At 60.5% G+C, this 23,572-nt stretch carries 16 protein-coding genes and 1 other RNA gene; 2 read left to right on the forward strand and 15 right to left on the reverse strand.

Annotated elements, in window-relative coordinates:
* Positions 1-391: 391 nt before the first annotated feature.
* Positions 392-755, reverse strand: a transfer-messenger RNA (tmRNA) gene (ssrA, locus tag DXD48_RS00950).
* A gap of 239 nt (positions 756-994) precedes the next feature.
* Here ssrA and DXD48_RS00955 point away from each other — a divergent pair.
* Positions 995-1,429, forward strand: coding sequence for a hypothetical protein (locus DXD48_RS00955; RefSeq protein WP_117563622.1), 435 nt, complete (start codon positions 995-997; stop codon positions 1,427-1,429).
* A gap of 58 nt (positions 1,430-1,487) precedes the next feature.
* Here DXD48_RS00955 and DXD48_RS00960 read toward each other — a convergent pair whose 3' ends face one another.
* The 6 genes from DXD48_RS00960 to DXD48_RS00980 all read right to left on the reverse strand — a co-directional run bounded on the left by DXD48_RS00960 (position 1,488) and on the right by DXD48_RS00980 (position 8,616).
* Positions 1,488-2,003 carry a PIN domain-containing protein gene (locus tag DXD48_RS00960; protein WP_158548894.1) on the reverse strand — a complete coding sequence of 172 codons (516 nt, stop codon included), beginning with the start codon at positions 2,001-2,003 and terminating at the stop codon, positions 1,488-1,490.
* Positions 2,000-2,353: a hypothetical protein gene (locus DXD48_RS10060; protein WP_055251003.1), complete on the reverse strand. Its 354-nt coding sequence runs from the start codon at positions 2,351-2,353 to the stop codon at positions 2,000-2,002. Before DXD48_RS10060 ends, DXD48_RS00960 begins: the two co-directional genes overlap by 4 nt.
* 143 nt (positions 2,354-2,496) lie before the next feature.
* Complete coding sequence (locus DXD48_RS00965; RefSeq protein ID WP_233509121.1) at positions 2,497-4,512, reverse strand: heavy metal translocating P-type ATPase; 2,016 nt, start codon at positions 4,510-4,512, stop codon at positions 2,497-2,499.
* Positions 4,513-4,590: 78 nt separating this feature from the next.
* Positions 4,591-4,836, reverse strand: a complete 246-nt coding sequence (locus tag DXD48_RS00970) for a DUF6110 family protein (RefSeq protein WP_055250999.1) — start codon at positions 4,834-4,836, stop codon at positions 4,591-4,593.
* A 195-nt stretch (positions 4,837-5,031) separates the two neighbouring features.
* A complete protein-coding gene (locus DXD48_RS00975) occupies positions 5,032-6,789 on the reverse strand; it encodes an ABC transporter ATP-binding protein (RefSeq protein ID WP_117563625.1) in 1,758 nt (585 codons plus the stop codon).
* Complete coding sequence (locus DXD48_RS00980) at positions 6,790-8,616, reverse strand: ABC transporter ATP-binding protein (RefSeq protein WP_199407864.1); 1,827 nt, start codon at positions 8,614-8,616, stop codon at positions 6,790-6,792.
* Between the two features lie 120 nt (positions 8,617-8,736).
* On the opposite strand from DXD48_RS00980, the gene DXD48_RS00985 reads away from it, so the two are divergent.
* Positions 8,737-9,735, forward strand: a complete 999-nt coding sequence (locus DXD48_RS00985) for an AraC family transcriptional regulator (protein ID WP_158548895.1) — start codon at positions 8,737-8,739, stop codon at positions 9,733-9,735.
* A 224-nt stretch (positions 9,736-9,959) separates the two neighbouring features.
* Here DXD48_RS00985 and gatB read toward each other — a convergent pair whose 3' ends face one another.
* The 8 genes from gatB to DXD48_RS01030 form a co-directional block, all read right to left on the reverse strand.
* A complete protein-coding gene (gene gatB, locus DXD48_RS00990; RefSeq protein ID WP_117563627.1) occupies positions 9,960-11,636 on the reverse strand; it encodes an Asp-tRNA(Asn)/Glu-tRNA(Gln) amidotransferase subunit GatB in 1,677 nt (558 codons plus the stop codon).
* Positions 11,636-13,150: an Asp-tRNA(Asn)/Glu-tRNA(Gln) amidotransferase subunit GatA gene (gene gatA, locus DXD48_RS00995; protein ID WP_117563628.1), complete on the reverse strand. Its 1,515-nt coding sequence runs from the start codon at positions 13,148-13,150 to the stop codon at positions 11,636-11,638. The genes gatB and gatA overlap by 1 nt, the downstream gene beginning before the upstream one ends.
* Positions 13,150-13,461: an Asp-tRNA(Asn)/Glu-tRNA(Gln) amidotransferase subunit GatC gene (gene gatC / locus DXD48_RS01000; protein ID WP_055250987.1), complete on the reverse strand. Its 312-nt coding sequence runs from the start codon at positions 13,459-13,461 to the stop codon at positions 13,150-13,152. Before gatC ends, gatA begins: the two co-directional genes overlap by 1 nt.
* Positions 13,462-13,807: 346 nt before the next feature.
* Complete coding sequence (locus DXD48_RS01010; protein WP_158548896.1) at positions 13,808-14,725, reverse strand: class C sortase; 918 nt, start codon at positions 14,723-14,725, stop codon at positions 13,808-13,810.
* A 143-nt stretch (positions 14,726-14,868) separates the two neighbouring features.
* Positions 14,869-15,837 (reverse strand): MarR family transcriptional regulator, encoded by a 969-nt coding sequence (locus tag DXD48_RS01015; protein ID WP_117563631.1) that lies wholly within the window; start codon positions 15,835-15,837, stop codon positions 14,869-14,871.
* A gap of 511 nt (positions 15,838-16,348) precedes the next feature.
* Positions 16,349-18,136: a SpaA isopeptide-forming pilin-related protein gene (locus DXD48_RS01020; RefSeq protein WP_158548897.1), complete on the reverse strand. Its 1,788-nt coding sequence runs from the start codon at positions 18,134-18,136 to the stop codon at positions 16,349-16,351.
* 114 nt (positions 18,137-18,250) lie between these two features.
* Positions 18,251-19,921 (reverse strand): SpaA isopeptide-forming pilin-related protein, encoded by a 1,671-nt coding sequence (locus DXD48_RS01025; protein ID WP_158548898.1) that lies wholly within the window; start codon positions 19,919-19,921, stop codon positions 18,251-18,253.
* The gene (locus DXD48_RS01030) at positions 19,914-23,222 is read right to left on the reverse strand and encodes a SpaA isopeptide-forming pilin-related protein (protein WP_117563634.1); all 3,309 of its coding nucleotides are present in this window, start codon (positions 23,220-23,222) and stop codon (positions 19,914-19,916) included. The genes DXD48_RS01025 and DXD48_RS01030 overlap by 8 nt, the downstream gene beginning before the upstream one ends.
* Between the last annotated feature and the right edge of the window lie 350 nt (positions 23,223-23,572).

The following is a 23,572-nucleotide window of genomic DNA, read 5'->3' on the forward strand; positions in this document are numbered from 1 at the left end:
GTCTGAGCCGGAATTCCGGGATGGATTTTCCGCCTGGGCCGCCGTTAGGAAAGCGTGTCCCACCCTGCGTTGCCGTAGCGTTTGCTTAACGTCCGCGCCCTAAACAGAGTTCGATTCTCCGCGGATGAAGGGGATCTGTCGGCGCGGGGCACAGCCAGCAGAAATGCCGTCGGCAGCACATCTGTTTTGGCTGGGGCTTTGCGCGGAGAATCCGCGTATTTGCTTCGCAAATCCGCACCGGCTTCGGCCACCTGCCGGCGTCCTCGCCCGCGGGCTAAAAACGCTTACGCGTTTTCTTTACGCCCGCGCCCTGCACAGAGTTCGATTCTCCGCGGTGCGGACAAGAAATAAAAAGGCAGGTAGATATGAGTATCTACCTGCCTGTTACTTATGGTGGAGGCGCGGAGAATCGAACTCCGGTCCACGAAAGCCCCCTGATTGGCATCTCCAAGCTCAGTCGCTGGTTTAGTCTCGGACGCTTTGCGCGCAGCGACACGCTCGCGGTGTCCTAACCGGTTCGGTCTTAGCCTGCGCCATACCGATTACGTGCGCAGGAGCATTCCCCTAACATGACGTCGCGCCGGTGTCGGGGAAATCACCGGGTTGACGCGCCGCTATAAACTAAGCAGCGAGAGCCATAGGCTCAAAAGAAGAGTTGTTGTCAATTCAATTTGACGGTACCCCTGTTTAACGAGGCGAGGAGACCTCGGCTTGCTTCCTCTCTCAGAGCTATCGTGTCGAAACCAGTCGCCCCCGAATGTCGGGAAAGTCTGGATGGTATCGGGCCTGCAAACACCCGATAACCGTCGACTTTTCAAGGAACATGCGGGGCAAGCCCCGCTTGTGGAGTGTTATCTTACCACGTTCTGAAAGCGGACAGCTGTTCTATGCACGAGCTGTGAAGACCCCAATGTGCGCCACACTTCGCACTTTTGCTACCGATCGCGTCACGTATATTTTCGCCAAGCAAAATTGACCCGTCGAAAGGACCGTTATGGATACCAAGCAGCAACTCGTCAATGCCCTCGCAGGCCTAGGCGCAACCATTACCGAAGCTATGGATGTCATCGAGGGCTTTGTCCCCTGCGGACATCCCGCCCTCACGGTATCGAACGCACTCGTCGCGCTGGACGCTGACGATGATGCAGCTCTCACTCAGCAGCTTGAGACCGTCGAGGGCTTTATCGACCACGTGAGTGAGAACCGCGGCGTGGCTGCCTACCACGGTATCGAGGTCGAGCTCGCGGGCCCCAAGGCCGATCTGTTCGCAGCAATCCGCGAGGTAGGCGCCCTTATGCAGACCGCAGGCGTCAAGAACACCCAGGTCAACGAGTGGGTCTACCGAAGCCTGGCAGCACTCGATAGCTCCGACGAAAAGGCAGCCGAGCAGCTCGCAGAAAGTCCCGCCATTAAGGCCGAGCTTTTGTAAATAGCAGACGCGGGCCCCTTGGCGCATCGTCGTCCAAGAGGCCCGCAAACAGTTTGCGTCAACCGATAGCCGCGCGGCCGCGTTCGGCCAAAGCCAGAATCGGCATCATTTGGCGCGGGGTCTTTGCTGCAAGATCGGCATGTTCGAGCAGCTTGCGATCGTTGGTCACCAAGTAATCGACCTGCGCGCGCTTGCACGCGGCGAGCACCAAGTTGTCCTCGTAATCGCGATGGAGCGCTACGTATTTGTCGGCCAGCCAAAGGTCCGACGCATCTGCACCCACGGCCGTGGCGTTTTCGGTCATATTCCGAACAAACGCCAGCGCCGCATCGCCAATCGCGCGGGCAGAAGCCTCGTCGAGCGCTCCCCCGCTGGCAAGAACGCTACGCTTCAGTTCGTGCTGGACAACGTACAGCACGTCCTTGGCGATATGTACCGGAAAGAGCAACGTTGCGCCCGATTCCGTCGCCCGCCCAATAAACGCACGCGCGGCAAGCGACTCGGCATGGTCGACGCAAAACGAATCAACCCATACGTTGGCATCCACCATTATTTTGAGGGAAGCCCTGCTCACAGGATCATCCCCTTTTGGCGATAGCGCTCGTCCATGGCTTCGGAATAGATTGTGTCCCAATCGCGATCGTCGGATACGGGCGACGTAGCGATGCCCAGATCCGCGTAAAGCTGATCCGCCACCGCCCATGATGCGGCGAACGGTGCATCGGGCGCGACGGTCTGCTGCCGGTCGTCGACGGCCGCAAGCACTTCCTCGCACTGCCCGCCACCCTGCGCGACCTTAGCCACCACCTTTTTGATGAGCTCGGGCAGTGACCCACCCGAAAGCCGCAGCACCTCCTCGGCACGGTTCTTGACCTGGCGATCTACGCGAACGTTCACCTGCGCCATGCCGCTAACAGCACCCACGCCGATCCCGCTCCCTTCAATTGCTAGCCCTGCTAGCAACACTATATAGAGAAGCTAGCACATGGTCAAACGCAAAAGGCCTGCGCTCGGACGACACCGATGCCGTCTGGGCGCAGGCCAGATAACGTGGGCGAACACGTCTGCTAACGCAGGTACGCCTTTGCGTTGCCCAGGCTGTAGGCGATCGTTGAGCCGTTGTGCAGCAGTGACGACGTCTGCGGAGTGATCATGCCGGTAATACCCAATGCCAACAGCGCCGAGTTGGTGAGCATCACCTTAGAGTAGGAGCTCGTCAGACGATCAATGAGGCCCTGACTCATGCGGCGCAGGCGCACGATTGCGGCAAGATCCGTATCGGTCAGGATGATATCGGCGACCTCCTTGGCGATGTCGCTTCCGCCACCCATCGCCAAGCCCACGTCGGCCAAACCGAGCGCCGGCGAATCGTTGACGCCGTCGCCCACCATGGCAACATGGCGCCCCTCGCTCTTAATGCGCTCCACATAGGCGTACTTGTCCTCGGGCAGCAGTTCGGCCTTAAACTCGTCGACACCCGCCTCTCGCGCAATGCGCTCGGCCGTGCGCTCGGAGTCGCCCGTGAGCATAACGACATGCTTGACGCCCAGCGCATGCAGGTCGGCGATTGCCTCGCGGACCCCGGGCTTGAGCGGATCCTCGATGCCGAGCACGCCGACGACCTTGCCATCGACCGCCAGATACAGCGGTGACAGGCCCTGCATCTGAGACTCAATGCGCTCCTTAATGTCGGAATCGAGCTGCGCGCCCTCGTCCTCAAACACAAAGTGTGCCGAGCCGATAATCGCGCGACGCCCTTCAATGGACGAAGCGATGCCGTGCGCCACGATGTATTCGACAGCAGCATGGCGCTCGCGGTGCTCGAGCCCACGCTCGCGTGCCGCATTGACCACGGCACGCGCCACCGGATGCGGAAAATGCTCCTCCAAGCAAGCGGAAAGGCGCAGGACCTCGTCCTCGCTCCAGCCATCGGTGGTGAGCACGCAGGCAAGACGCGGCTGCGCCTCGGTAAGCGTGCCGGTCTTGTCAAACACAATGGTGTCGGCCTTGGCAAACGACTCAAAGTACTTCGCGCCCTTGACCATGACGCCCATCTTGGCAGCATCGCTCATAGCGGTCATGACGGCAACGGAACCCGTGAGCTTGAGTGCGCACGAGTAGTCGACCATCAGTGCCGCCGAGGTCTTGATGAGGCTGCGGGTAGTAAGCGCAACCAGGCCCGCGAGCAGGAAGTTCCACGGGACGATCTTGTTGGCAAGGTCCTCCATATGCGACTGGCCCTCGGACTTGAGCGAGTCGGCCGTCTGCACGAGCGAGACGATTGAGCGCAGTTTGGTTTGCGCCGTATTGGCGCGCACGCGCACCAAGATGCCGCCGTCTTCCACGACGGTACCGGCGAACACGTCGTCGCCCACGCTGCGCTCGACGGCCAGCGGCTCGCCGGTCAGGGTCGCCTGGTTGACCATAGCGCTCCCCTGCTCGACAACACCGTCGATGCAGATGGACATGCCGGTGCGCACGGCGACCAAGTCGCCGTGCTCGAGCTCGGTGGCGGCAACGCTTACCTCGGTGTCGCCGACGACCTTTTGCGCCTTGTCGGGCACATCGAGCAGCGAGTTGATGAGCTCGTTTTCGCTCATGGCGCGGGTGTAGTCCTCGAGCAGCTCGCCCACGTTGAGCAGGAACATCGTCTGGCCCGCGGTGTCGACATCACGCTTGACGAACGAAATGCCGATGGCCGAAGCGTCGAGCACGGGAACGGTCAGGCGCGGCTGCGCGAGCTCATGAAGGGCAGCGCGCAAAAATGCCATGTAACCGGCCACGACAAACACCGCACGCAGAGGCGTCGGCAAGAACCAGCGACGTGCGTAATGGGCACCGATAAGTGTGGCAAGATCCATGACGAGCTTGTGCTTGCGTGGCTCAAGCTGCATCACGTAGCCTGTCTTTGCGTCGGCAATGGCCTGAGCGTCGAGCGCACCGACGGCGGCCAGCACGGCATCGCGGCGCGACTCGTCGTATTCGAGTGCCATCTGGCCGATGCGGCCGTAGACGCGCACCTTGTGCACGCCGTCGATGTCGCCGCCAAGCTTAAGAAGTGCATCGAGATCGCTCTCTGGCACAGGACCCGCCAATTGAAGACGGGTCCTGCCGGGGATCTCGCTAATAATCGAGAATCTCATAGTTTGTGCCTGGGAGCGTTACTCGGCTGCCTCGTCAGCAGCGGCCTCGCTCTGGGTGATGTAAGCAGCCTCGGCAACCATGTCGTCGACATTAGCCTTGGCCTGCTCGACCATGTCCTGGTAGCCGTTCTTGATGCGCATGCCACACGCGATACCCTGCACGCAGGCATTCTTGACCGGAGCGCTGGTAAGCAGCTTGATGCCGGCCGTGCCAAGCAGAAAACCGCCACCGACAAGCAGGGTATTGAACGTCGACTTCTTCATGTTGCTTCTCCCTTTTGCCGCATTGGACGCGGCACGGTGCCTCAGCACCCGAGTAAATAAGTTTGCTCGAGCACGCTTTTGAAATATCTCAATTTTATCTAACTATCTAGGTCAGCCATGGCTAACCTTTTGAAAATTAACGATGCGGAGTAACCGATTGTCAATGTGACAAAGGGACTGTCCCTTTGCCCCTTCTTACAACTGCCAGGTAGCTGCTTCCTTTTGCAGCGCCACCATGCGGGCGAATTCTCCACCTGCCGCCTTGAGCTGCGCCGGAGTGCCCTGCTCGGCAACCACACCATCCTTGAGTACAACGATCTTATCGGCATTTTCCACCGTACGCATACGGTGGGCAATAACGATAACCGTCTTACCTGCAAGCAGACGGGAGAGCGCCTGCTGAACCACGGTCTCGTTCTCCACATCCAAGCTCGCCGTCGCCTCGTCCAACAGCACGATAGGCGCGTCTTTGAGCAGCGCACGGGCGATAGAGATGCGCTGGCGCTCACCGCCGGACAGCTTGGAGCCGTTCTCGCCGATCATGGTGTTGTAACCCTGCGGCATGCGGCTCACAAACTCATCGCAGTTGGCGGCACGCGCAGCCGCAAGCACTTGCTCATCGGTGGCGCCACGACGCCCGAGGCGGATGTTTCCCATCACCGTGTCGTCAAAGAGCAGCACGTCTTGGAACACAATGGCGTAGTCGCGCAGCAACACCTCGGGATCCACGCTCGCAACATCCACGCCGCCCACGGTGACCGTGCCTTCGGTGGCGTCCCAAAAGCGCGCGGCCAGGCGGCTCACCGTGGACTTACCGGAGCCCGAAGGACCGACCAGTGCCGTGACCTCGCCTTCCTTGGCGGTAAAGCTCACATCGGTAAGAACTTTCTCGCCGGCGCGGCCGTCCTCGCCCGCACCATAGCCAAATGCCACGTGATCGAACACCACATCGTGGCCTACGGGCTCAAACTGCTCGCTGCCCCGCGCCACGGGCTCTTCCATGATGGAACGCATGCGCTTGGCCGACGACTCGGCGGCAAACAGCTCGGACATCAGCATCAGCGCCTGATCAAAGGGCGCATAGATGCGGCTCACCATAAGCAGGAAGGCAAACATCATCAAAAAGTCGACCTGGCCGGAGGCGACCATCGCAGCGCCCGTGACCAACGTGGTGGCAATCCCCAGGCGCAGGATGGCAAAGGCGGAGTTGACCAAAAGCCCGTTGGCGAGCTCGCCTTTGGTGGTCTCGCGCTCCTCGGCATCGATCACGGCGTTGAGTCCCTCAAGATAATGGGCCTCCTGGTTGGTGGCGCGGATCTCGCGCACGCAGTCGAGCGTCTCCTGGATCGCCTCGGTGACCTTGACCTTCTCGGCACGCACATGGTCGAACACCGGGATCATGGGGCCGCGCGTCAGATACAGCACGGCAAAGGCCACGGGAACGCTCCAAAACGCCGCGATCGCCAGCTGCCAGCAAAAGAACAGCGACGCCACGAACACAATGGCGCTTGCGATGATGGCACCCCAAAGCTCTCCCAGCACGTGGCTGTAGGCGTGCTCCATAGTCTGAACGTCGCCCATGATGGTTTCGGTTAGATCGGCCAGATCACGACGGCCGAAAAACGACAACGGCAGCTTGCGCAAGCGCTCGGCGATCTCCATACGCTGCTTGCCGCACTCCTCGTAAAAGATGCAGTAGGTGTAGTAATACTGCTGCCAGTTAGAAGCAAAGAGCAACACAAAAAAGACCAGGAGGCCGCCCACGATCGGCAGGGCATCCGGCAGGTCAGCCCCGCTGGCGAGACGCTCGACAAAGCCGGCCATAACCAGGAATAAAAAGCCCATGCCGGCCATGGTAATGAGATTGGTGAGCGTGGTCCAGAAAATGCCGCGTTTTACGCCGGCGACGCCTTTATCGGATAGGAAGTACTTCTTTTGGAATGAGGCGAACATTTAGGCCTCGCCTCCCTTCGTGACAGCGGCATCCGCGGTCGCTGCAGTGATTTTCCAGCTCGCGGCCTGTTCGTATTCGGCCCACATCTTGGCATACAGACCCTCTTGGGACAGCAACTCGGCATGGGTACCCGACTCCTGCACGCTACCCTGGTTGAGCACCACGATCTTGTCGGCCCCCACTACAGTCGAGAGTCGGTGCGCAATCATAATGACCGTGCGACCCGCCGCCAGCTTGCTAAAGGCGCGCTGGATGAGCGCCTCGTTCTCGGGGTCGGCAAACGCCGTGGCCTCATCGAGCACCACGATAGGCGCGTCTTTAAGGATCGCGCGGGCGAGTGCCACGCGCTGGACCTCGCCGCCCGAAAGATATGCTCCGCCGGCACCGAGTATGGTATTGATGCCCTGTGGAAGCTTGGCCACAATGTCGTCGCACTGAGCTGCGGAGAGGGCCGCACGCACTTCGTCGTCAGTGGCCGTAGGCTTGGAAGCGCGCACGTTATCGGCAAGTGTTTGCCGGAACAGCTGGTTGGTCTGGAACACGAAGGCGACCTGGTCCATAAGCTCGTGCGGGTCCATGTCGCGAACGTCCACACCGCCTACGAGCACACGGCCTGCGGAAACATCCCAAAAACGCGGGATCAGGCTGGCGCAGGTTGACTTACCGCCGCCCGAGGGACCCACCAGGGCGAGGGTGCTACCCGCGGAAACGCTAAAGCTCGCATGGTTGACGGCAGGCGCCTCGGCACCCTCGTACGTAAAGCTCACGTCCTCAAATCGCACATCGCTGCCAGCAGGGTGCTTGGGCAGGGCGGGCACGGAGAGCTGCTTGGAATCCATAACGCTTCGGATGCGAGCCAGCGAATCGGCACTCATCTGAGAGGCCTCGCCCACAAACATGAGCTTGGTCATGGCCGTCGGTACCACGGCCGAAAAGATCGCGTAAAACGTGAAGTTTGCCATAAAATGCGCGAAGTCCGTCTCGCCCGGCGCCAACAGCAACGCCACGGGCAACAGGAATGTCACAAGACCATTGAGCGCGGTAAGGTTGAGTACCTGCGGACCTCGGCAAAACGTGCCCGCATAGCTTTGTGCCATATCGGCGTATTCGGCGATCGCATCGTGGAACGCCTTAAAGGAGTAGACCGTCTGCTGGAATACCTTGACCACGGGGATGCCGCGTACGTATTCGGTGCCGGTCTTGTTCATCTTGACCAGCGCGCCCATGTAAGCCTTCATAAACTCGGCGCCCTTGCCGCTCATCATGGCGGCCATGGCGCAAAACGAAACGACGACCGAGATTAAGCATGCCGCGCCCAAACGCCAATCGAGGGCAAATAGCAGCACAAGCAGACCCACGACCATGGCGGTGGCACCGGCGATATCGGGCAGCATGTGCGCGAGCAGCGTCTCGGTGGAGGCGGCACAGCCGTCTACGATACGGCGCAGCTCACCGGTGGCGTGCGCGTCAAAGTAGCCGAGCGGCAGCTTAAGCAGATGCTCGCTCGTAGCCTTGCGGATATTGGATGCGCAGCGAAACGCGGACAGGTGCGTGCACATGAGCCCCACGAAATAGACCACGATGCTTGCCAGGGCAAAACCAACAGCCCACCAACCATACATCGCGATGTCGGCGGCCTCGCTCCAGTTGGGCGCCACGGCAATCAGGTCTCGCGCAACAAGCCAGATGCACACGTACGGGCCAAAGCTCAACAGCTGCGAGAACGCCGAGAGGGCCATGCCCAAATACGTTAGGAATTTACGGTCACCGGCATATGCAAGTAGCTCGCCGATGCCGCCGCCTTCCTTTTTTGATCCCTTTGCCATGAGATTCCTTTCTAACGGCTTGAGAGTTAACCGTAAGAAACTTATCATGGGCGTGTTAGCCAGGGCACACAATTGGGCCAGGCGTGGACGTTTTCGCAAATGAAGGGGACGCTTTTGAAAATGCGGCGGGCAGCAACCGATATAACCGAGCTCTACGCACCGCAGTTTGAGCAGTTTGGCCTGGAGCTTTCCGGCAAGGGCGCCGTCTTTACCGGCGAGGTGGCAAACGATCGGGCACACGGACGCGCATGGATCATGCCCCTTTCCCCCACCTGCATCGTCATGGAGCATTTCATTGCCCCGACGCACAACATGCAGCTAGCCGAATACACGCCCGAACCGTACGCGTGCGTGAGCGAGGTCAGCGCGCCCACGCTCATGTGCATGCCCGAAGCCGGCATAACGCCTGCGAACCTCAAGCCGCTGCATGGACCGTGGCCGAACAGCGCGATCTGCAGCTTTGTCCAAGATAGCTGCGGTGAGGAGCTAAGCCCGCTGTTTGCAGGGCAGCTCTACCACTCGCGCTCGGTCCTCTTTTTGCCTGGATATTTTGACGAACTGGAGCACCGCTATCCCACCGAGTTCGCAGGGGTCTTTGAGGCGTTTGCCGAGCCATGGCACGAGGAAGCGACGTCCGCCATCTGCCACACACTGCACCGGATTAACGAGGACCGCGCCCGCACCGTAGGCGGACACGTCTATATGCAAGGCATCGTGGAGACCATGGTCGCGGAGCTCGCCTGTTCGCGCGCGGCCCACAAGCAGGCGCAGCAGGCGGCAGACACACGCGCCAGCGTGACCATTGCCGAGGAAGCAACGGTAATGATTGAGCGCGCGCTCGACAAAGGCAGGCGTGTGGGTATCAACGAGGTGGCCGAGAGGCTCTACACAAGCCGCTCCAAGCTATGCGCCACCTTTAAAGCCCAAACTGGCGAGTCCCTGGGCGTCTACATTCGCAGACGCCGTATGGAGCGAGCACAGGACCTTTTGGCCGATAGCGCGCTCACGATAGCGCAGGTGGCAGAGCGTCTAGGCTACCCTCAGCAGGCCGCCTTCGCCCAAGCCTTCAAGCAACACACCGGCACCACCCCCACCACCTGGCGCTCCCAACATTTATAAAGAATGAGGGCGCCAACGACGCCCTCATTCACCAAATTCAATCCAGCCCACCTGACCCGAACGGCCGAGTCGTCTGGCCGGGGAAGCCCCGAGTCGCCGGGGTGTTTGCTCCAAATGAGTTCCGCATGCAAAGAAGGCCACTAAATGTGGCCTTCGTCTTGCATAGGACTGTTTGAAATTTGGAGGAAATACCCCGGCGACTCGGGGCTTCCCCGGCCTCGCAGCTACGAGAGCGACGTTCTCAGCAACTCGTTGAAGAGCTTCGGGTTGCCCTTGCCGCGGCTCGCCTTCATGCACTGGCCCACCAAAAAGCCGATGACCTTCTGGTTGCCGTCACGATACTGCTGCGCCTGATCGGCACAGTTTGCCAGCACCTCGTCCACGATCGGCTGCAGCGCGCCGGCATCGCTCACCTGACGCATGCCGCGCTCGTCGACGATCTTGTTGGGATCGTCGCCGGTCTGAGCCATGGCCTCAAAGACCTCGTGCGCCTGATTGGAGCTGATGGCATCGGTCGCCAGCAGCTTGGCGAGTGCCGCCACCTGAGCCGGCGCGATGCCGGACTCGGCGAGCGACACGCCCGCGCCCTTAAGGTAGGCGATCATCTCGTTGACCAGCAGGTTTGCGACCGTCTGGGCCTCCTTGCCGGCCATACCGGCAGCGGCGGCCTCAAAGAAGTCGGCAAACTCCGGGTCGCCGGCGATCTGCTCGGCGTCGGCCGCCTTAATGCCAAAGTCGGCCTCAAAACGGACGCGCTTGGCATCGGGCAGCTCGGGGATCTCGCCACGGCAGCGGTCGATAAACTCGTCGTCCAGGTCGAACGGCGCCAGGTCGGGGTCGGGGAACAGACGATAGTCATCGGCCGTCTCCTTCACACGCATGACCACGGTGCGCTTGCGGCTGGGCTCCCAGTGGCGGGTCTCCTGGTAGATAATGCCGCCCTCCTCGAGCACCTCGGCCTGGCGGCAGATCTCGTAGGCAAGGCCATCGTGCAGACTCTTAAACGAGTTAAGGTTCTTGAGCTCGGTCTTGGTGCCCAGCTTGGTCTCGCCGCGGCGGCGCAGCGACACGTTGCCGTCGCAGCGCATGGAGCCCTTCTCCATGGAGCAATCGGAAATGCCCAGCGTCACAAAGATGCGACGGAGCTTCTCCATAAACAGGCGTGCTTCCTCGGGCGTGCGCAAGTCGGGCTCAGTCACGAGCTCAATCAAAGGCGTGCCGCAGCGGTTGTAGTCGACGAGCGACTCGGCCGCGGCGGTAATGCGACCCTCGGCGCCACCCACGTGGACCATCTTGGCGGCGTCTTCCTCCATGTGGATGCGCAGGATGCGGATGGGCACCGTGTAGGAACCGTCCTCGCGACGCTCGGGCATCTGCAGGTTGGACGCGTCATAGCTGGCCAGGTGGCCGGCGCGCTGATTGCCCTCGCGCATCGTGGAGGACATGGACGTGGACAGGCCCTCGGCATTGGCCGAGGCGCTCGCCAGGCTCTGAGCCTCGGCCTCGCCAAACGCGCAGTCGGGGCGCTCGGCGGCACCGCGACCGGTCACGTCCAGGTCCAGGTGACCGTACATGGCAAAGGCGACCGGGCCCTGCGTGGTCTGGAAGTTCTTGGCCATATCGGGATAGAAGTAGTGCTTGCGGTAGAACATCGAGTGGCGCTGGATCTCGCAGTTGGTGGCGAGACCGGCCTTGACGATGCTCTCGATGGCGCGCTTGTTGGGCACTGGCAGGGCGCCGGGCAGGCCCAGGCACACCGGGCACACGTTGGCGTTGGGCTCGTCATCGTGGCTGAGCTTGCAGTTGCAGAACATCTTGGTATCGAGTGCGGTGAGCTCGGTATGGATCTCCAGGCCGATCACAGCCTCCCAATCCTGCAGGACCTCGGAAAGCTCCTTCATTACAGCTCGCCTCCCTTCCCAGCAAAATCGGGCGCGACGGAAAGCGCGGGCGCACCCGTGGCGGCATCGGCAAAGCCGCGCTCCAAGGCGCGGGCAAACGTGAGCAGCTGACGGTCCTTAAAGGCCGGACCCACCAGCTGGGCAGAAACGGGCAGCTTGCTGTCCTCGCCCAGGCCCAGCGGCACCGAGATTCCGCCGTTGCCGCAGATGTTAAGCGAAATGGTGTACAGGTCGGAGAGGTACATCTGCGTGGGATCGCTGATCTCGCCAAACTTAAAGGCCGTGCGCGGCGAGGCGGGCATGAGGATGGTGTCCACCTTGGCATACGCGGCGTCGTAGTCCTGCGTGATGAGCGTGCGGGCCTTTTGCGCAGCGTAGTAGTACTTGTCGTACACGCCCGAGCTCAGCAGGTAGGCGCCGAGCATCTGACGTCGCTTGGCCTCGGCACCAAAGCCGTGGGCGCGCGAAAGCGAGCTCTGGTCGGACAGGTTGGCGCAGCCCTCCTCCTGATAGCCGTAGCGAATGCCGTCGAAGCGGGCCAGGTTGGAGAACGCCTCGGCCGGGCCGATGACGTAGTAGGCGGCGATAGCGGCGTCCAGGTGCGGCAGGTCGACCTCGACCAGCTCGGCGCCCTGGTTCTGCAGCTCCTGGGCGGCGCGCTGAACAGCGGCCTTGACCTCGGGGGTCAGGCCCTCGGCCTCCATAAACGCGGGGATGATGCCCACGCGCTTGCCCTCGATGCTGTCGTTGAGATGCTCGGTAAAGTCGACGGCGCAATCCTGGCTGGTGCAGTCGTACGGATCGTGGCCCGCGCCGGTAAGCGCGTTCATGGCCAGCGCGACATCCTCGACCGTGCGGCCAAAGGGACCCACCTGGTCGAGCGACGAGCCAAAGGCGACCACGCCGTAACGGCTCACGGCGCCATACGTGGGCTTAAAGCCCACCACGCCGCACAGCGACGCCGGCTGGCGAATGGAGCCGCCGGTGTCCGAGCCCAGCGAGAGCGCGACCTCGCCCGCGGCGACGGCGGCAGCGGAGCCGCCCGAGGAGCCGCCAGGCACGCGCTCGGTATCCCAGGGGTTGTTGGTGCGGTGGAACGCCGAGCTCTCGGTGGAGCTGCCAAAGGCAAACTCGTCCATGTTGGCCTTGCCCATGGGCAGGCAGCCGGCATCGAGCATGCGCTGGACGCAGGTGGCGGTGTAGACGCTCTGGTAGTCCCCGAGCATGCGGGAGGCGCAGGTGGTGCGCGTGCCCACGAGGTTCATGTTGTCCTTAATGGCCAGCGGCACGCCCGCGAGCGGGGGCAACGGCTTGCCTGCGGCACGGTCGGCATCCACGCGCGCAGCGGCCTCGAGCGCAAGCTCGGGCGCCACCTGCAGGAATGCCTGGACCCCGCCCTCGCGCGCCTCGATGGCGGCAAGGGAGGCCTGGGCCACCTCGGTAGCGGTAAAGTCGCCGGCGGCAACGCCCGCGGCGATCTGGGCGGCGGTAAGGGAATCGAAGCTTAGCGCCATTACTCGCTCTCCCCCTCTCCCAAAATGGACGGCACGCGGAAGTAGCGGTCGCGCGCGCTGCCGGCGTTTTCGAGCGCGACGTCGAGCGGCAGATCGCGCTCGGGCTCGCGCAGGTCATCGCCCATCACGTTGGACAGGCTTCCGATAGGATGGAACGTGGGCTCCACGTCGGGCAAGTCATATTGCAGGACGGGTTCGAGCATCTGGACGGCGTCGTTCATGTAGGACGTCATCTGGGTGAGCTCGTCATCGGTCAGTGCGATCTTTGCGTACTCGGCGATGCCGCGCACGTCTTTCTCGCTGAGTGCCATAGGCGCTCCCTTCCGCATAACAGTTAAACCGCTCTAGTATACAGGGCAACGCCGCTTGGAGCAGGTGCTTTACCCAAATGCAGCGAAAACGTAACGAGAGCGGTGGATTGGCAGGCGACGGGCCGGCGATTCTGCAGCAAAACCGCACCGTCCATAGCGAAAACCGTCCCGTCCGCAACGAAAAGCATCCCGCCCGCAATGAAAACCGTCTCGCCCACAACGAAGACCATCACAACATTCGACACTTTTCGCCAAAATCGAAATTTTCATCGAATGTTGTGATGGTTTGGAAGCCCCGACCACCACAAAGGTGCCTGTCCCCTTTGTGGTGGTTCTGGACGATGTCTTATGCCGAGGCCTTGGCCTTGCGGTGCTTGCGGACCGCGTGGATCACGATGTCCAGCAGCAACAGCACAATGGCTAGGACCACGATGAGCACGGCAAACTCGCGCTTGCCCCAGTGGCGGCCGGCCAGCGACTTTTGCTTGTCGACGTCCTTCTTGTTGTACTTGGTGCGCACGCAATGCACCAGCAGGCGATGGTCGTTCACGCCGTAGGGCGTGCAGGTGACGAGCGTCACCTTGTCGGCGCCGGGCTCGATGGTCAGCGACTCCATCTCCTCGGGCAGCACCACCTCGGAGTCCACCATCTTGTAGGCGAGCGTCTTGTTCATGGTGTGCAGCAGCACCAGGTCGCCGGGCTCCAGCGAGTGGATGTCGTCGAACATGCTCAGGTTGCGCATGCCCGAGTGCGCGGTGAGCACGCAATGCGTCGAGGTGCCGCCCACCAGCAGGCTCGTGCCCTCCAGGTGGCCGACGCCCGCCATAAGGACTTCCTCGCTCGTACCGTGGTAGATGGGCATGCTCACGTCGATGGAGGGGATCTCGACCCAGCTCATCATAGGGTCGCGGTCAAAGATGAGCTGCTGAGCGTAGGGCTCGATCTGGTCGGCGGGAAGCTCGGTGGCCTCGCCCGCCAGCTGTTCGTTAAAGGAGCGCGCCTGGAGCAGGATGCGCTCGCGCTCCTCGGCAGACAGCGCGTCCACGGTGCTGGACACGGTGCTGATCTGGTTGAACACGCCCGAGGCCTCGAGCCGGTCCAAGATCCACGGCCAGGTCATAAGGCCCACGCCGATAAGGATGATGACGATGGTGATGAGCCGGTCGGCCCAGCGCGGCAGCCGCTTGCGGCGGCGCTTGGGCTTTGGTTGAGGTTTGGGCTGAGGGCTTGAGCCGCCGTTGGCCGCAGCGTTATTGCTCTTCATATGTTTGGCGCCCTGCACCATCGCCGGTCACTCCTCTACAACTCAGGTTGTCTAAACAAATAATAGCCGATTAGCAAACTCATGCACCGGACAACGCAGCTAGGACCGAAACGCCGCCTACGGTTCGAATTCTTGGAGACCTTCTACAGCGCTTCTTGCCATGGATATTCCTTTCCAAACATGCGATCGACTTCGAGTTGAATTCGCTCATCGTCGATTGCCGCCAAAGATAGCGCAAGCGAAATGTCATCGACACGGGAGGAGTTGGCAAACACGGGCGCATAGCGCCACACTTGGATCATCGCCGTTTCGTTATCCGGCAACTCCCCGTCTGCGACTTCGAGGTCACTCAGTTGACGCCATGCACTTCTTAAGACGGCCTTTTGTTCCATACCCGGCGCAGCGAGCATCGAACGCGCAGCGAGCGCCGTCTCCCCGGCGTCAACAAGATACTCGATCTGCGGCGTCTTCCTTGCAAATAAGACCTTCAAGACAGGCGAGGAGAGCTCTGCCATGTGCTCACTGAGCAGAAGATCAACGGCAACAGGGAACACGACGACACGTCGCTCGCAACGCTCGCGCCTCGCGAGCCCCCTGTCAACAAGCTCGGTTATGGCCTCACTCGCGCGGCTTGCCGAGATCCCAAGCGCACGACAAAGGTCATGGGGGCGATATGGCTCCTGGGCTGCTCCCCAGATTGCGGCAGCCTGTGCGTTGGGTGACATCTTGGTCGCGTGATTGCGAAACCGGGCACCGCCCCTCTCCGTGCAGGCCGTGCCCATAAATGGAAGAAAAGCCTGTCTGCCGGGGCAAACAAACGGAATCCCTTGTGCGACCAATGCTTTGCGCTGACGTGCATCGGCATCAGGAAACGAAACGACAACAGGAGTCTCCGCACGCAAGGCTAGCTGACTATAGACCCTCTTAGCCTCGGGAAGCCCGACGCCAGTAGGCAAACTTGCAAGCAAAAACGAAAAACCGTTTGCGTCAACAGCGCGGACTTCAATCGCCCGCAGATGCAGCGGCAAGCGTGCGGATCCAGGCCAAGTTTTGGTCTTGGCGGAGAGGCCTAGTGCTTCTTGTAAGTAGATTAACGCTTCGTTCATTTCCATTGTTTTCGTTCGATTCCAGTTTGTATTGGAATTATACATAATTTTCGGAATTAAAGAGATACCGTTCGTGCCTAAGCCTACATTTGAGTTTTCAAAATATCCCGGATCGGCGGGGTGATTCGGGATACAATCTCAATAGAAAACGACGCACCCCGCGTAAATGTTTGGGAGCGCGGGCGGCCTAGTTTTCAGTTTTTGTTAAATGCCCGGGATCCGACCCCCGGGCATTCTTATTTGCGCTTTCGGCGCAAATGCCGTCCACCGTCCGTATCGCGCGTGCGCCTACGGACCTTAAACCGAACCTCATACGAGTCAAGAAACGCGATGACGAGCGTGCCCGCATCGGACGATGGAGGCTGACTGCGTTATCCCAAAAAGAACGGGGCAGACTCCAGTGCGGAGTCTGCCCCGAAAAGAGAATGGCAAAGCAAGAGCGTCAATGGACGAGAAAAGTGTCCGCAAGTCTCATGGCCATCGCATCCCACCTGCCAAAGGGATGGGTGAGCGAGCGTTACTCCTGCTCGGACTCCTCGGCCTGCTTACGGCTGCGGATGAGGTGCGCCACGCCGATGCACAGCACCGCGCCACCAGCGATCCAAGTGAAGGTCACACCGTTGAGACCGGTCAGCGGGAGGCCGACGGACTTGGTATTGCCGACGTTGATGGTGATCTCACCGGTGGCGGCGTTGGTGCCGGCGCCTTCCGTGCCGTTCAGTTTGTTGTCACCGGCAGTGTCGTCAAGCGTACCGAAGGCGATGTCGTTGCGGCCCTTGTCGTACTCGGAAACCTCCGCCTTAAGCTCCGTCACCTTCATGGTCACGGCGTCATACGTCGGGGTGATCTTGAAGGTGAAGGGTTTGGCCTTGGTGTAGGAGTCGCCGGGGGCCTTGACCTCGGTCACCTTGTAGGAGCCGGCGTCGAGGCCGGAGACGGGGATCTTGCCGTCTTTGTCGGACGTGAACGTCACGTAGTCAGGCAGGTGGTTGACGTCGGCAACGGTCACGAGCTGGCCCGCGACGACGCCCGCGGTGGGGTCGTCCTTCGAGGCGATATACTGGTCTTGAGTGTTCGAATCAGCGGACTGGATGGTGAAGACGGCGCCCGCAAGGCCCCTCTCGGTGCCCTGGTCGACCTTGTTGAGGTTGAGCTTGAACGCGAAGTCGGCGACGGTATCCTCGATCGTCTCGCCCGTGCCCTCGGCATACGGGTTGTTGGAGTACTCGAGCTTGACGGTGTTGGGGTTACCGCCCTTGTTGCCGTCGGTTGCATTGCCAATCACGGCGTTGCCGTTGAGCTTTGCCTTGTAGAAGACAACGATCTTGGTGTCGGCGGTCACGCTCGCGACGTCCTTGAGGCCCTTCTTGCCGTCTCCGGTCTTGAACTCGACCGTCAGCGTGTTGTTGTTGCTAGCATCAGCATCCGTCACGGTATAATTGCTCGACTCAATCTCGCTGTAAGTCTCGCCGTTCAGCGCGTACACCTTAACCGAGCCTTTGACATAGTCAAGGCCATTGGAAAGCCCGTCGGTGAACTTGTAAGCATACGTGCCAAAGGTAGCGTAGTTGCTGGCGATCGTGCCGGTAAGCTTGTAGTTAACTTCCTGGCCGATCTGGGAATCGGCGACATCATTCCATTTGTTGGAGCCCTTGATGTCGGTGGCATCGGCGGCGTCGGCATCGTCGAGGACCTTCTTCTCGACAGTAGGCACGCCCTTCTTTGGCGTAACGGTCGTCGCGTTCACGCCGTCGATCACGGCGTAGACGGGAGAGGTGGACACATCGGTCGACTTGTCAGCAGGCTTACCGGGAGTAGCGGTGAGGAAGAGCCAGTAGCCGGCGCCGAGTCCGGAAAGGGATGCACTGCCCTCGCTCGTCACCTTCCAGGTGGTGCTGTTCTTCAGGCCATCGGCAATTAGACTGAGAACGTTGTCGCTAGCAACCTTCGAATCGGTCCCGGTAACTTCAGATTTGGTGCTAAGCCAATCGGCAGCATCCTGTGCGTTCTCGCTTTTGTAGGATGCATCCTTTTTCTTGATGGCGTTTACGACAGCAGTTTGGGCATCGGAGCTGGCCCATTCGATGCTACTCACCGTCGTATTCCCACCGGTCGTCGTGACCTTTGCCTTGAAGATCTGGATACCCTTATAGGTCGTGGACGCAGCGTAATCGGCGTCCTCGAACGTGACGGTCGACCTCGTACCCTCAGCAAACGCCATGGTCACGGGCGCCATCACGCCGCCGAAGCTCAGCGCTGCCGTGAGGCCGGCGGTTACTGCCAGGCGTGCGATGTTCTTGCTCATGCTCATCTTCTTTTCCTCCGTTTTCCGTTTGATTCTCATTCGATCGGTCATCATCTGTCTGTGTCTTAGCATCTACTTCGCTACGTCTCGCCCCGCTCTCTGTGGGGCTGCCAGCTACTCTTTATGGCTGCCACCTCCCCGCTTGACCAGGAGCGCGACCACGACGAGCGCGGCTCCGGCGACCGCTGCGGCGGCCGCGGCGTACATTGCCATATCGCCAGTCGAGGGCATAAAGCCTCCGGTGGTAATGCTAGGGGGTGTGCCGGTGGGCGTGTTGATGAGCGACGCCTCCAGGCTGCCCGTCGACCCGTCCGCGCTGTCGGCGCGCAGGGGCGACTCGGCCGTGATGGTGAGCTTGGGCTTGGCGGCGGCCACCTGGTCGACGTCCAGACCCTCGGCCTTGACCATCACGGAGCGCGTGCCCTCAAAGGCGGTGTAGCCCTTGGGCGCCTTGAGCTCGCGGACCTCCAGCTTGCCCGAGTCCACGCCCGAGACGGTCACGTGGCCGTCCTCGCCCGTGGTGACGGTGGCCTTGCCCTCCGCATCCCACGTGCCGTCGGCCGCCAGTGTGCGGCCGCGGTCGTCGGCGATGCTCAGGACCGCCCCGGCAAGCGGCTTGTCGCCGTCGCTGCCGCGCTTGGTGAGTGCGAGATCCCAGGTGTAGGCGCACGCGTCGTCGCTCGGCGTGCGGGTGAAGCCGGCGTCGCCGGACTGGTCGGCAAAGGGAGAGCGCGGGTAGCGCAGGTAGACCTCGTTGGGGTTGCCCTTCGCGATGCCGTGGTTGCACGCGCTACTGAGCGGCGCATTGTACACGGCGACCACGCGAGCGCCCGCGGTGAAGGCGTCGGCCCCGCCGAGCGCGGCGATCAGGTCGCCGGTGCGCACGGTGAAGGTCTTGCCGTCAGCCGCTACCTTGGTGGCGCACTGGGCCGTGATGTCGGTCCAGCCCTTCGCGGGCTCGGTGCCGGCGCGTCCGTCCTTGCCGGCCGAGACGGCGTCGAAGCCGCCGTCCGCGCCCGCCGCCACGTACACACGCATGCTCGCGGCCACCTTGGAGGGGTCGAGCCCCGCGCTCATGGTGTCGACGAACCGCACCGTATAGGTGTCGTAGGCGGTGAGCCCGGCCGGGACCGTGGCCGAGAGGCGCCAGTACAGGTCGTCGGCGACCGTGGCGTCGGCGGCCTTCTGCCATGCGGCGGTGCTGTCCTCCAGCACGTGCTTTTGGACCTTGGGCGTCGCGGCCTTGGGCTTGACGGTGACGGCGCTGCCGCCGACCAGGGCCATGATCGGCGCGGTGCCGGCCTCGTTTTGGGAGATGGCGTCGTCTTTGGCGACGATGAGCCAGTAGCCACAGGGCAGCTCGGCCGTCGTGCCCGCGTTAAGGGCCACGGACACGGCGCCAGAGCTCTGGAGGGAACGAGCGAGCTGTGCGCTCAGCGCGCTCGTAAGGCGGGAATCGGTGTTGAGCCACTCGGCAGCTTCCTGTGCGGTGGTCTGGGAATTGGGCATGCCGGCGCTGTGCAACACAGGCAGCGCGGCGTCGCGCACGGCATCGCTTGCCCAGACAAGGTCGGTGGCGATCTTGGCGTCGTTGTCGTCATCGACGACGTTGGCGTCAAAGATCTGGTAGGCGTCGTAGCTGCGCGCCACGGTGCCTGTCACCGTGATGGATCCGGTCGCGCTCGGCGCGGCCTGCGCGGATGCGGGGAACACAACCGCGCAGGTGCCGATCAAGAGGGCGAGCAGCGCAAACAAGATCGGGAAGGAGCAAACTTTCTTATTCACGACGCTCGCCTCCCTTCGCATTCGCCTTGCGACGAATGTGCATCCAGGCCGCAGCAGCGCAAAGCGCCGCCGCGCCGGCAAGGTACGTCAGAGTGACGCCCGACATACCAGAAAGGGGCAGAGTGGTGGAGTAGGTGTTGGTGAAGGTGGAGTCGGGAATGGCGTCGGGCGCGGCGGCGGAGGGTTGAACCACGACGCCCTGCCCGTTCTCACCCAGGGCGTTGCCCATGTCGTCCTTCATCTGCGTGACCGTGGTGGAAGTGGTGAGGCCGGAGTACTTGCCGGCCTTATTCAGCTCGGCCTCCACCGTGACGGCAACCTGGTACTCGGCCTTGGAGTAGCGGAGCTTATCGATGGCACCGGTGGTAGGCGCGACCTCCTTCACCGTGTAGGTGTAGGTCCTGGCGTAGTCACCCGCCGTACCGGGGGTATCGGACAGGTGCGACTTGTTGAACGTCATGGCGCCAAAGGTCGCCGTGATGTTGTTGGGCTTGTCGGCGTCGGTCTCCCTTGCCTTTGGGGCAACAGAAATCTTGGGCGCTTCGGGCATGGGGGCTTTGGCTGCATAGTCACCCGTAGCCACAATGCTGAACTCGAACGGCACATAGTTGCCGTCAGCATCCTTCGGCCAATCCGTATTGCGAACGGATTTGGTCACCGGGATCTTCACGGACGTAGCACTGCACTTGTCGGAGATGTACGTAGTGCCGCCAACGATGTTCGGCTGCTCGTTCTCTTTCCACGTAATGGAGCCGTTTGTGCTGTCCACCGTGAACTTGTAGGTGTTCTTGTTCAGTTCGTAGCCAAACGGAGCCTGGGTCTCAACAAGCGTGTACGTGCCCGGCAGCAGGCCCTCGAGCTTGAACTTGCCAGGCGCGGTGTCGGTGTCTACCCACGTGGTATCGCTCGAAGTCGACTGGTCGCTCACCTGATCTCTCACGGTCCAGGACTGGTTAACGGCCGCACCATCGGCGTCATTAGTCTTGGTGAGTTTCCACTCAGAACCAGCCAAAGGAGTGTGTTTTGTGTCGCCCTCCCCCACCTTGGTCCAAGACACCGTACCGGTGATGATCTTGGTGTTGGGAATGGCACCTGTGGGGTTATTCTCGAACGGAACATTTTTGCCGTTCTCATCCACGTAACCCTGAACGTAGTTCGGCTTCTCGCCAGTATTGTTCATAGTGGCATAGTAGATGGTGTCTGACTTCTGGTAGCCAGCCGGCGCCGTCTCCTCTTTGATGTAATACGTGAAGTAGTTGGTATCGTTGGAATTGCCGATGTTTGCCTTCTGGTTCAGATAGTTGAACTGAAGCTTGCCATCACCCGAAGCGTAATCATTTGCGCCACCGTCAGTCACCGTCACGATAGCGTCCTTGCCCGCGACAGCATTCTCGACAGAACCATAGATAGCCCACGAGGAACCAGGAAGCGACGTGTTGCCGTTCGCCGCATCGACCTTGCTCCACGCAACGGCGGAGCCGTCGGGCGTATACGACCCAGACCACGGGAAGTTGTGACGCTCCTGATCCATATCGATGACGGAAGCCGAGTTACCCTCACCAAATGCTGCGGCAACCTTCGGGCTGTTCATTGAGAAATCGACGCCCACATAAACGCGGCCGTTGGTAGTCACATGGTCGTCGAAACTTCCGTTGGGAACGAGAATCGATCCGATCATAGCCGCCGCAGGATCGTCGTCAGTCCACTTGGCACCGGTGGCTGTGCCGCCGTATCCCCAGTCCGCGCGGTTTTCTCCCGCGATGCCGCCTCGAATGGTAAGGCTTTGCGTATCGACAAAGTTCCACATGATGGACTGGGAAGCCGTCGCGTATGCCTCGCCCAGCTCCTTGCCGGAATATTGAGTTTCGTAACCACGCGAAATCTCGGTACCGTTCCACCAAAAGCGCCAGCCATTGTGAAACTCAATATTCGAAGATCCGGTAACGTTCACAACAACCGAGGCGCCCTTGGGAATGCCCTCGAATGCGAAATCAACGCCACGATAATACTCGTTGTTGTATGTATTGCTCAGCTGAGAAGCATCGATGGTGAACACCTGCTGCATAGAGGTGTTGTCGCCCTTAAACGTGATAAGACGCTCGCTATTCTTGAATTTCTTACCATTGAGCGACGTATCGGCGCAGTCCGAATATATGGTCTTATACGACTCATCAAACACCAGGCCATAATTACAATCCGTCTTGTCGTACTTGTTGATTACGTAGTTGTTGTGATTGCTCGCGAAACCAACCTCGAGCGTGCCGGTATTTGCAAACGAGTTGAGCTGTTTCGATAGCTTCGAGAGGTACCCATCTTCACCGTTGTAGCTCGAATAATCGTTATTGTTGACATTAGTCAAATCAACAGTTTGATTGAACAGGTTGCTTTCCTGAGAGTTCATGCCCTCGTACCAATTACCCTGCGTTGTCACCACGGATTGGCGTTCATTGTTATCGCGCCAGTATGTGATGGGGCCTGCGATCTGCGCAGTGTAGGCAAAGCCGGAAGGAGTCGCGCCCTCAGAAGATTTCTGCCGTCCGACCCAAGCGCCTTTCTTCCAAGCGCCAACGGTAGTCGTCTCCGGCGAGTCGCCGCTATAACCAACGCTCATCTTGGTGATCGCACTTTTAATTCCGGCCACCGCAAGCACGGTGCTGCCGGCGACAGGACGGAACTGGGAACCAAAACCAACGGTGCCAAAGCGGAAACCAGCACCAATTGATTGATAGGGCCAGCTCTCTTTGACTGGATTCATGGCAAGCTTGCCACGGACCAAGGTAAGGCCCTCCGCCTCAGCGGCATATGAGCCGGTGGGGGCGTTCTTCGCATCAAGATTACTAGTGTCGCTCGGCTTACCACCGATGTACATGTCGCGGCCGACGTAGGTGGCCACGCCGGGATCGGGGGTGGAGACATCGATATTCGTACCGATACCGATAGACGTGGGAACATAAATTCCCTTCTCCACGGTGGCCGTCGCTCTCGCTGAAGCCGCATTCGCACTCTGAGCCTGCTCAGCACTATTTGAAGAGCCAGCCTCGCCGCCATTGGTCTCGTCGCTATTCTGGTTTTCGGCATCCTCGCTGGTGTTATCTACAGCAGCGGACTCACTTGAGGAACCCCCCCCCATTACAGTTTCCTCGGTAGAAACCGTCTGGGCATCGTTGGCAATGGCCTGCGAGATCGGGGGCATGACGAGCGACAGTACCAGGCTCAAAACGGAGGCTCCGCACAAAACGCCTGCCAGTACACGGCGCGTCGCTTTATTACTCTGCTTAGATTTGTCCGAATTCGCTTTCATCGATGTCTCCTCCCCAAGAGACCGCGATCTTGCTCTTTCACCATCAAACGTATCTGCGCAATCTGTAATTGCGCTCGTTTAGTAATGCAATTATAACGATTGTTTAAACATCTGAGCAACAAAACCGACATTTTTGTAGCGAGTTCTCAATTCTCTTGACATTTGCTCAGATTTACCTTCGTTTATTCGCTATCTATTTTTTGTTTCTGCTGGTAATTTAGTTGCGTATTATTTTTTAATGGCATTAGTTTTATTTGCACAACATTTTGCTCAAGAGCGAGCATCCTGTGAACGGTCGAAAATCGACCGTGAGCGGGGGTCATTAACCGGGATGAATATCCTACCAAATT

The sequence above is a fragment of the Collinsella sp. TM05-37 genome, from assembly GCF_003436455.1.
Classification (GTDB): domain Bacteria; phylum Actinomycetota; class Coriobacteriia; order Coriobacteriales; family Coriobacteriaceae; genus Collinsella.

Bases quoted from the DNA above. Each gene is read 5' to 3' on its own strand.
- DXD48_RS00955 (WP_117563622.1), top strand. From the start codon at position 995: ATGGATACCAAGCAGCAACTCGTCAATGCCCTCGCAGGCCTAGGCGCA.
- DXD48_RS00970 (WP_055250999.1), bottom strand. From the start codon at position 4,836: ATGAAGAAGTCGACGTTCAATACCCTGCTTGTCGGTGGCGGTTTTCTG.
- DXD48_RS00975 (WP_117563625.1), bottom strand. From the start codon at position 6,789: ATGTTCGCCTCATTCCAAAAGAAGTACTTCCTATCCGATAAAGGCGTC.
- DXD48_RS00980 (WP_199407864.1), bottom strand. From the start codon at position 8,616: ATGGCAAAGGGATCAAAAAAGGAAGGCGGCGGCATCGGCGAGCTACTT.
- DXD48_RS00985 (WP_158548895.1), top strand. From the start codon at position 8,737: ATGCGGCGGGCAGCAACCGATATAACCGAGCTCTACGCACCGCAGTTT.
- gatB (WP_117563627.1), bottom strand. From the start codon at position 11,636: ATGAAGGAGCTTTCCGAGGTCCTGCAGGATTGGGAGGCTGTGATCGGC.
- gatA (WP_117563628.1), bottom strand. From the start codon at position 13,150: ATGGCGCTAAGCTTCGATTCCCTTACCGCCGCCCAGATCGCCGCGGGC.
- gatC (WP_055250987.1), bottom strand. From the start codon at position 13,461: ATGGCACTCAGCGAGAAAGACGTGCGCGGCATCGCCGAGTACGCAAAG.
- DXD48_RS01010 (WP_158548896.1), bottom strand. From the start codon at position 14,725: ATGAAGAGCAATAACGCTGCGGCCAACGGCGGCTCAAGCCCTCAGCCC.
- DXD48_RS01015 (WP_117563631.1), bottom strand. From the start codon at position 15,837: ATGGAAATGAACGAAGCGTTAATCTACTTACAAGAAGCACTAGGCCTC.
- DXD48_RS01020 (WP_158548897.1), bottom strand. From the start codon at position 18,136: ATGAGCAAGAACATCGCACGCCTGGCAGTAACCGCCGGCCTCACGGCA.
- DXD48_RS01030 (WP_117563634.1), bottom strand. From the start codon at position 23,222: ATGAAAGCGAATTCGGACAAATCTAAGCAGAGTAATAAAGCGACGCGC.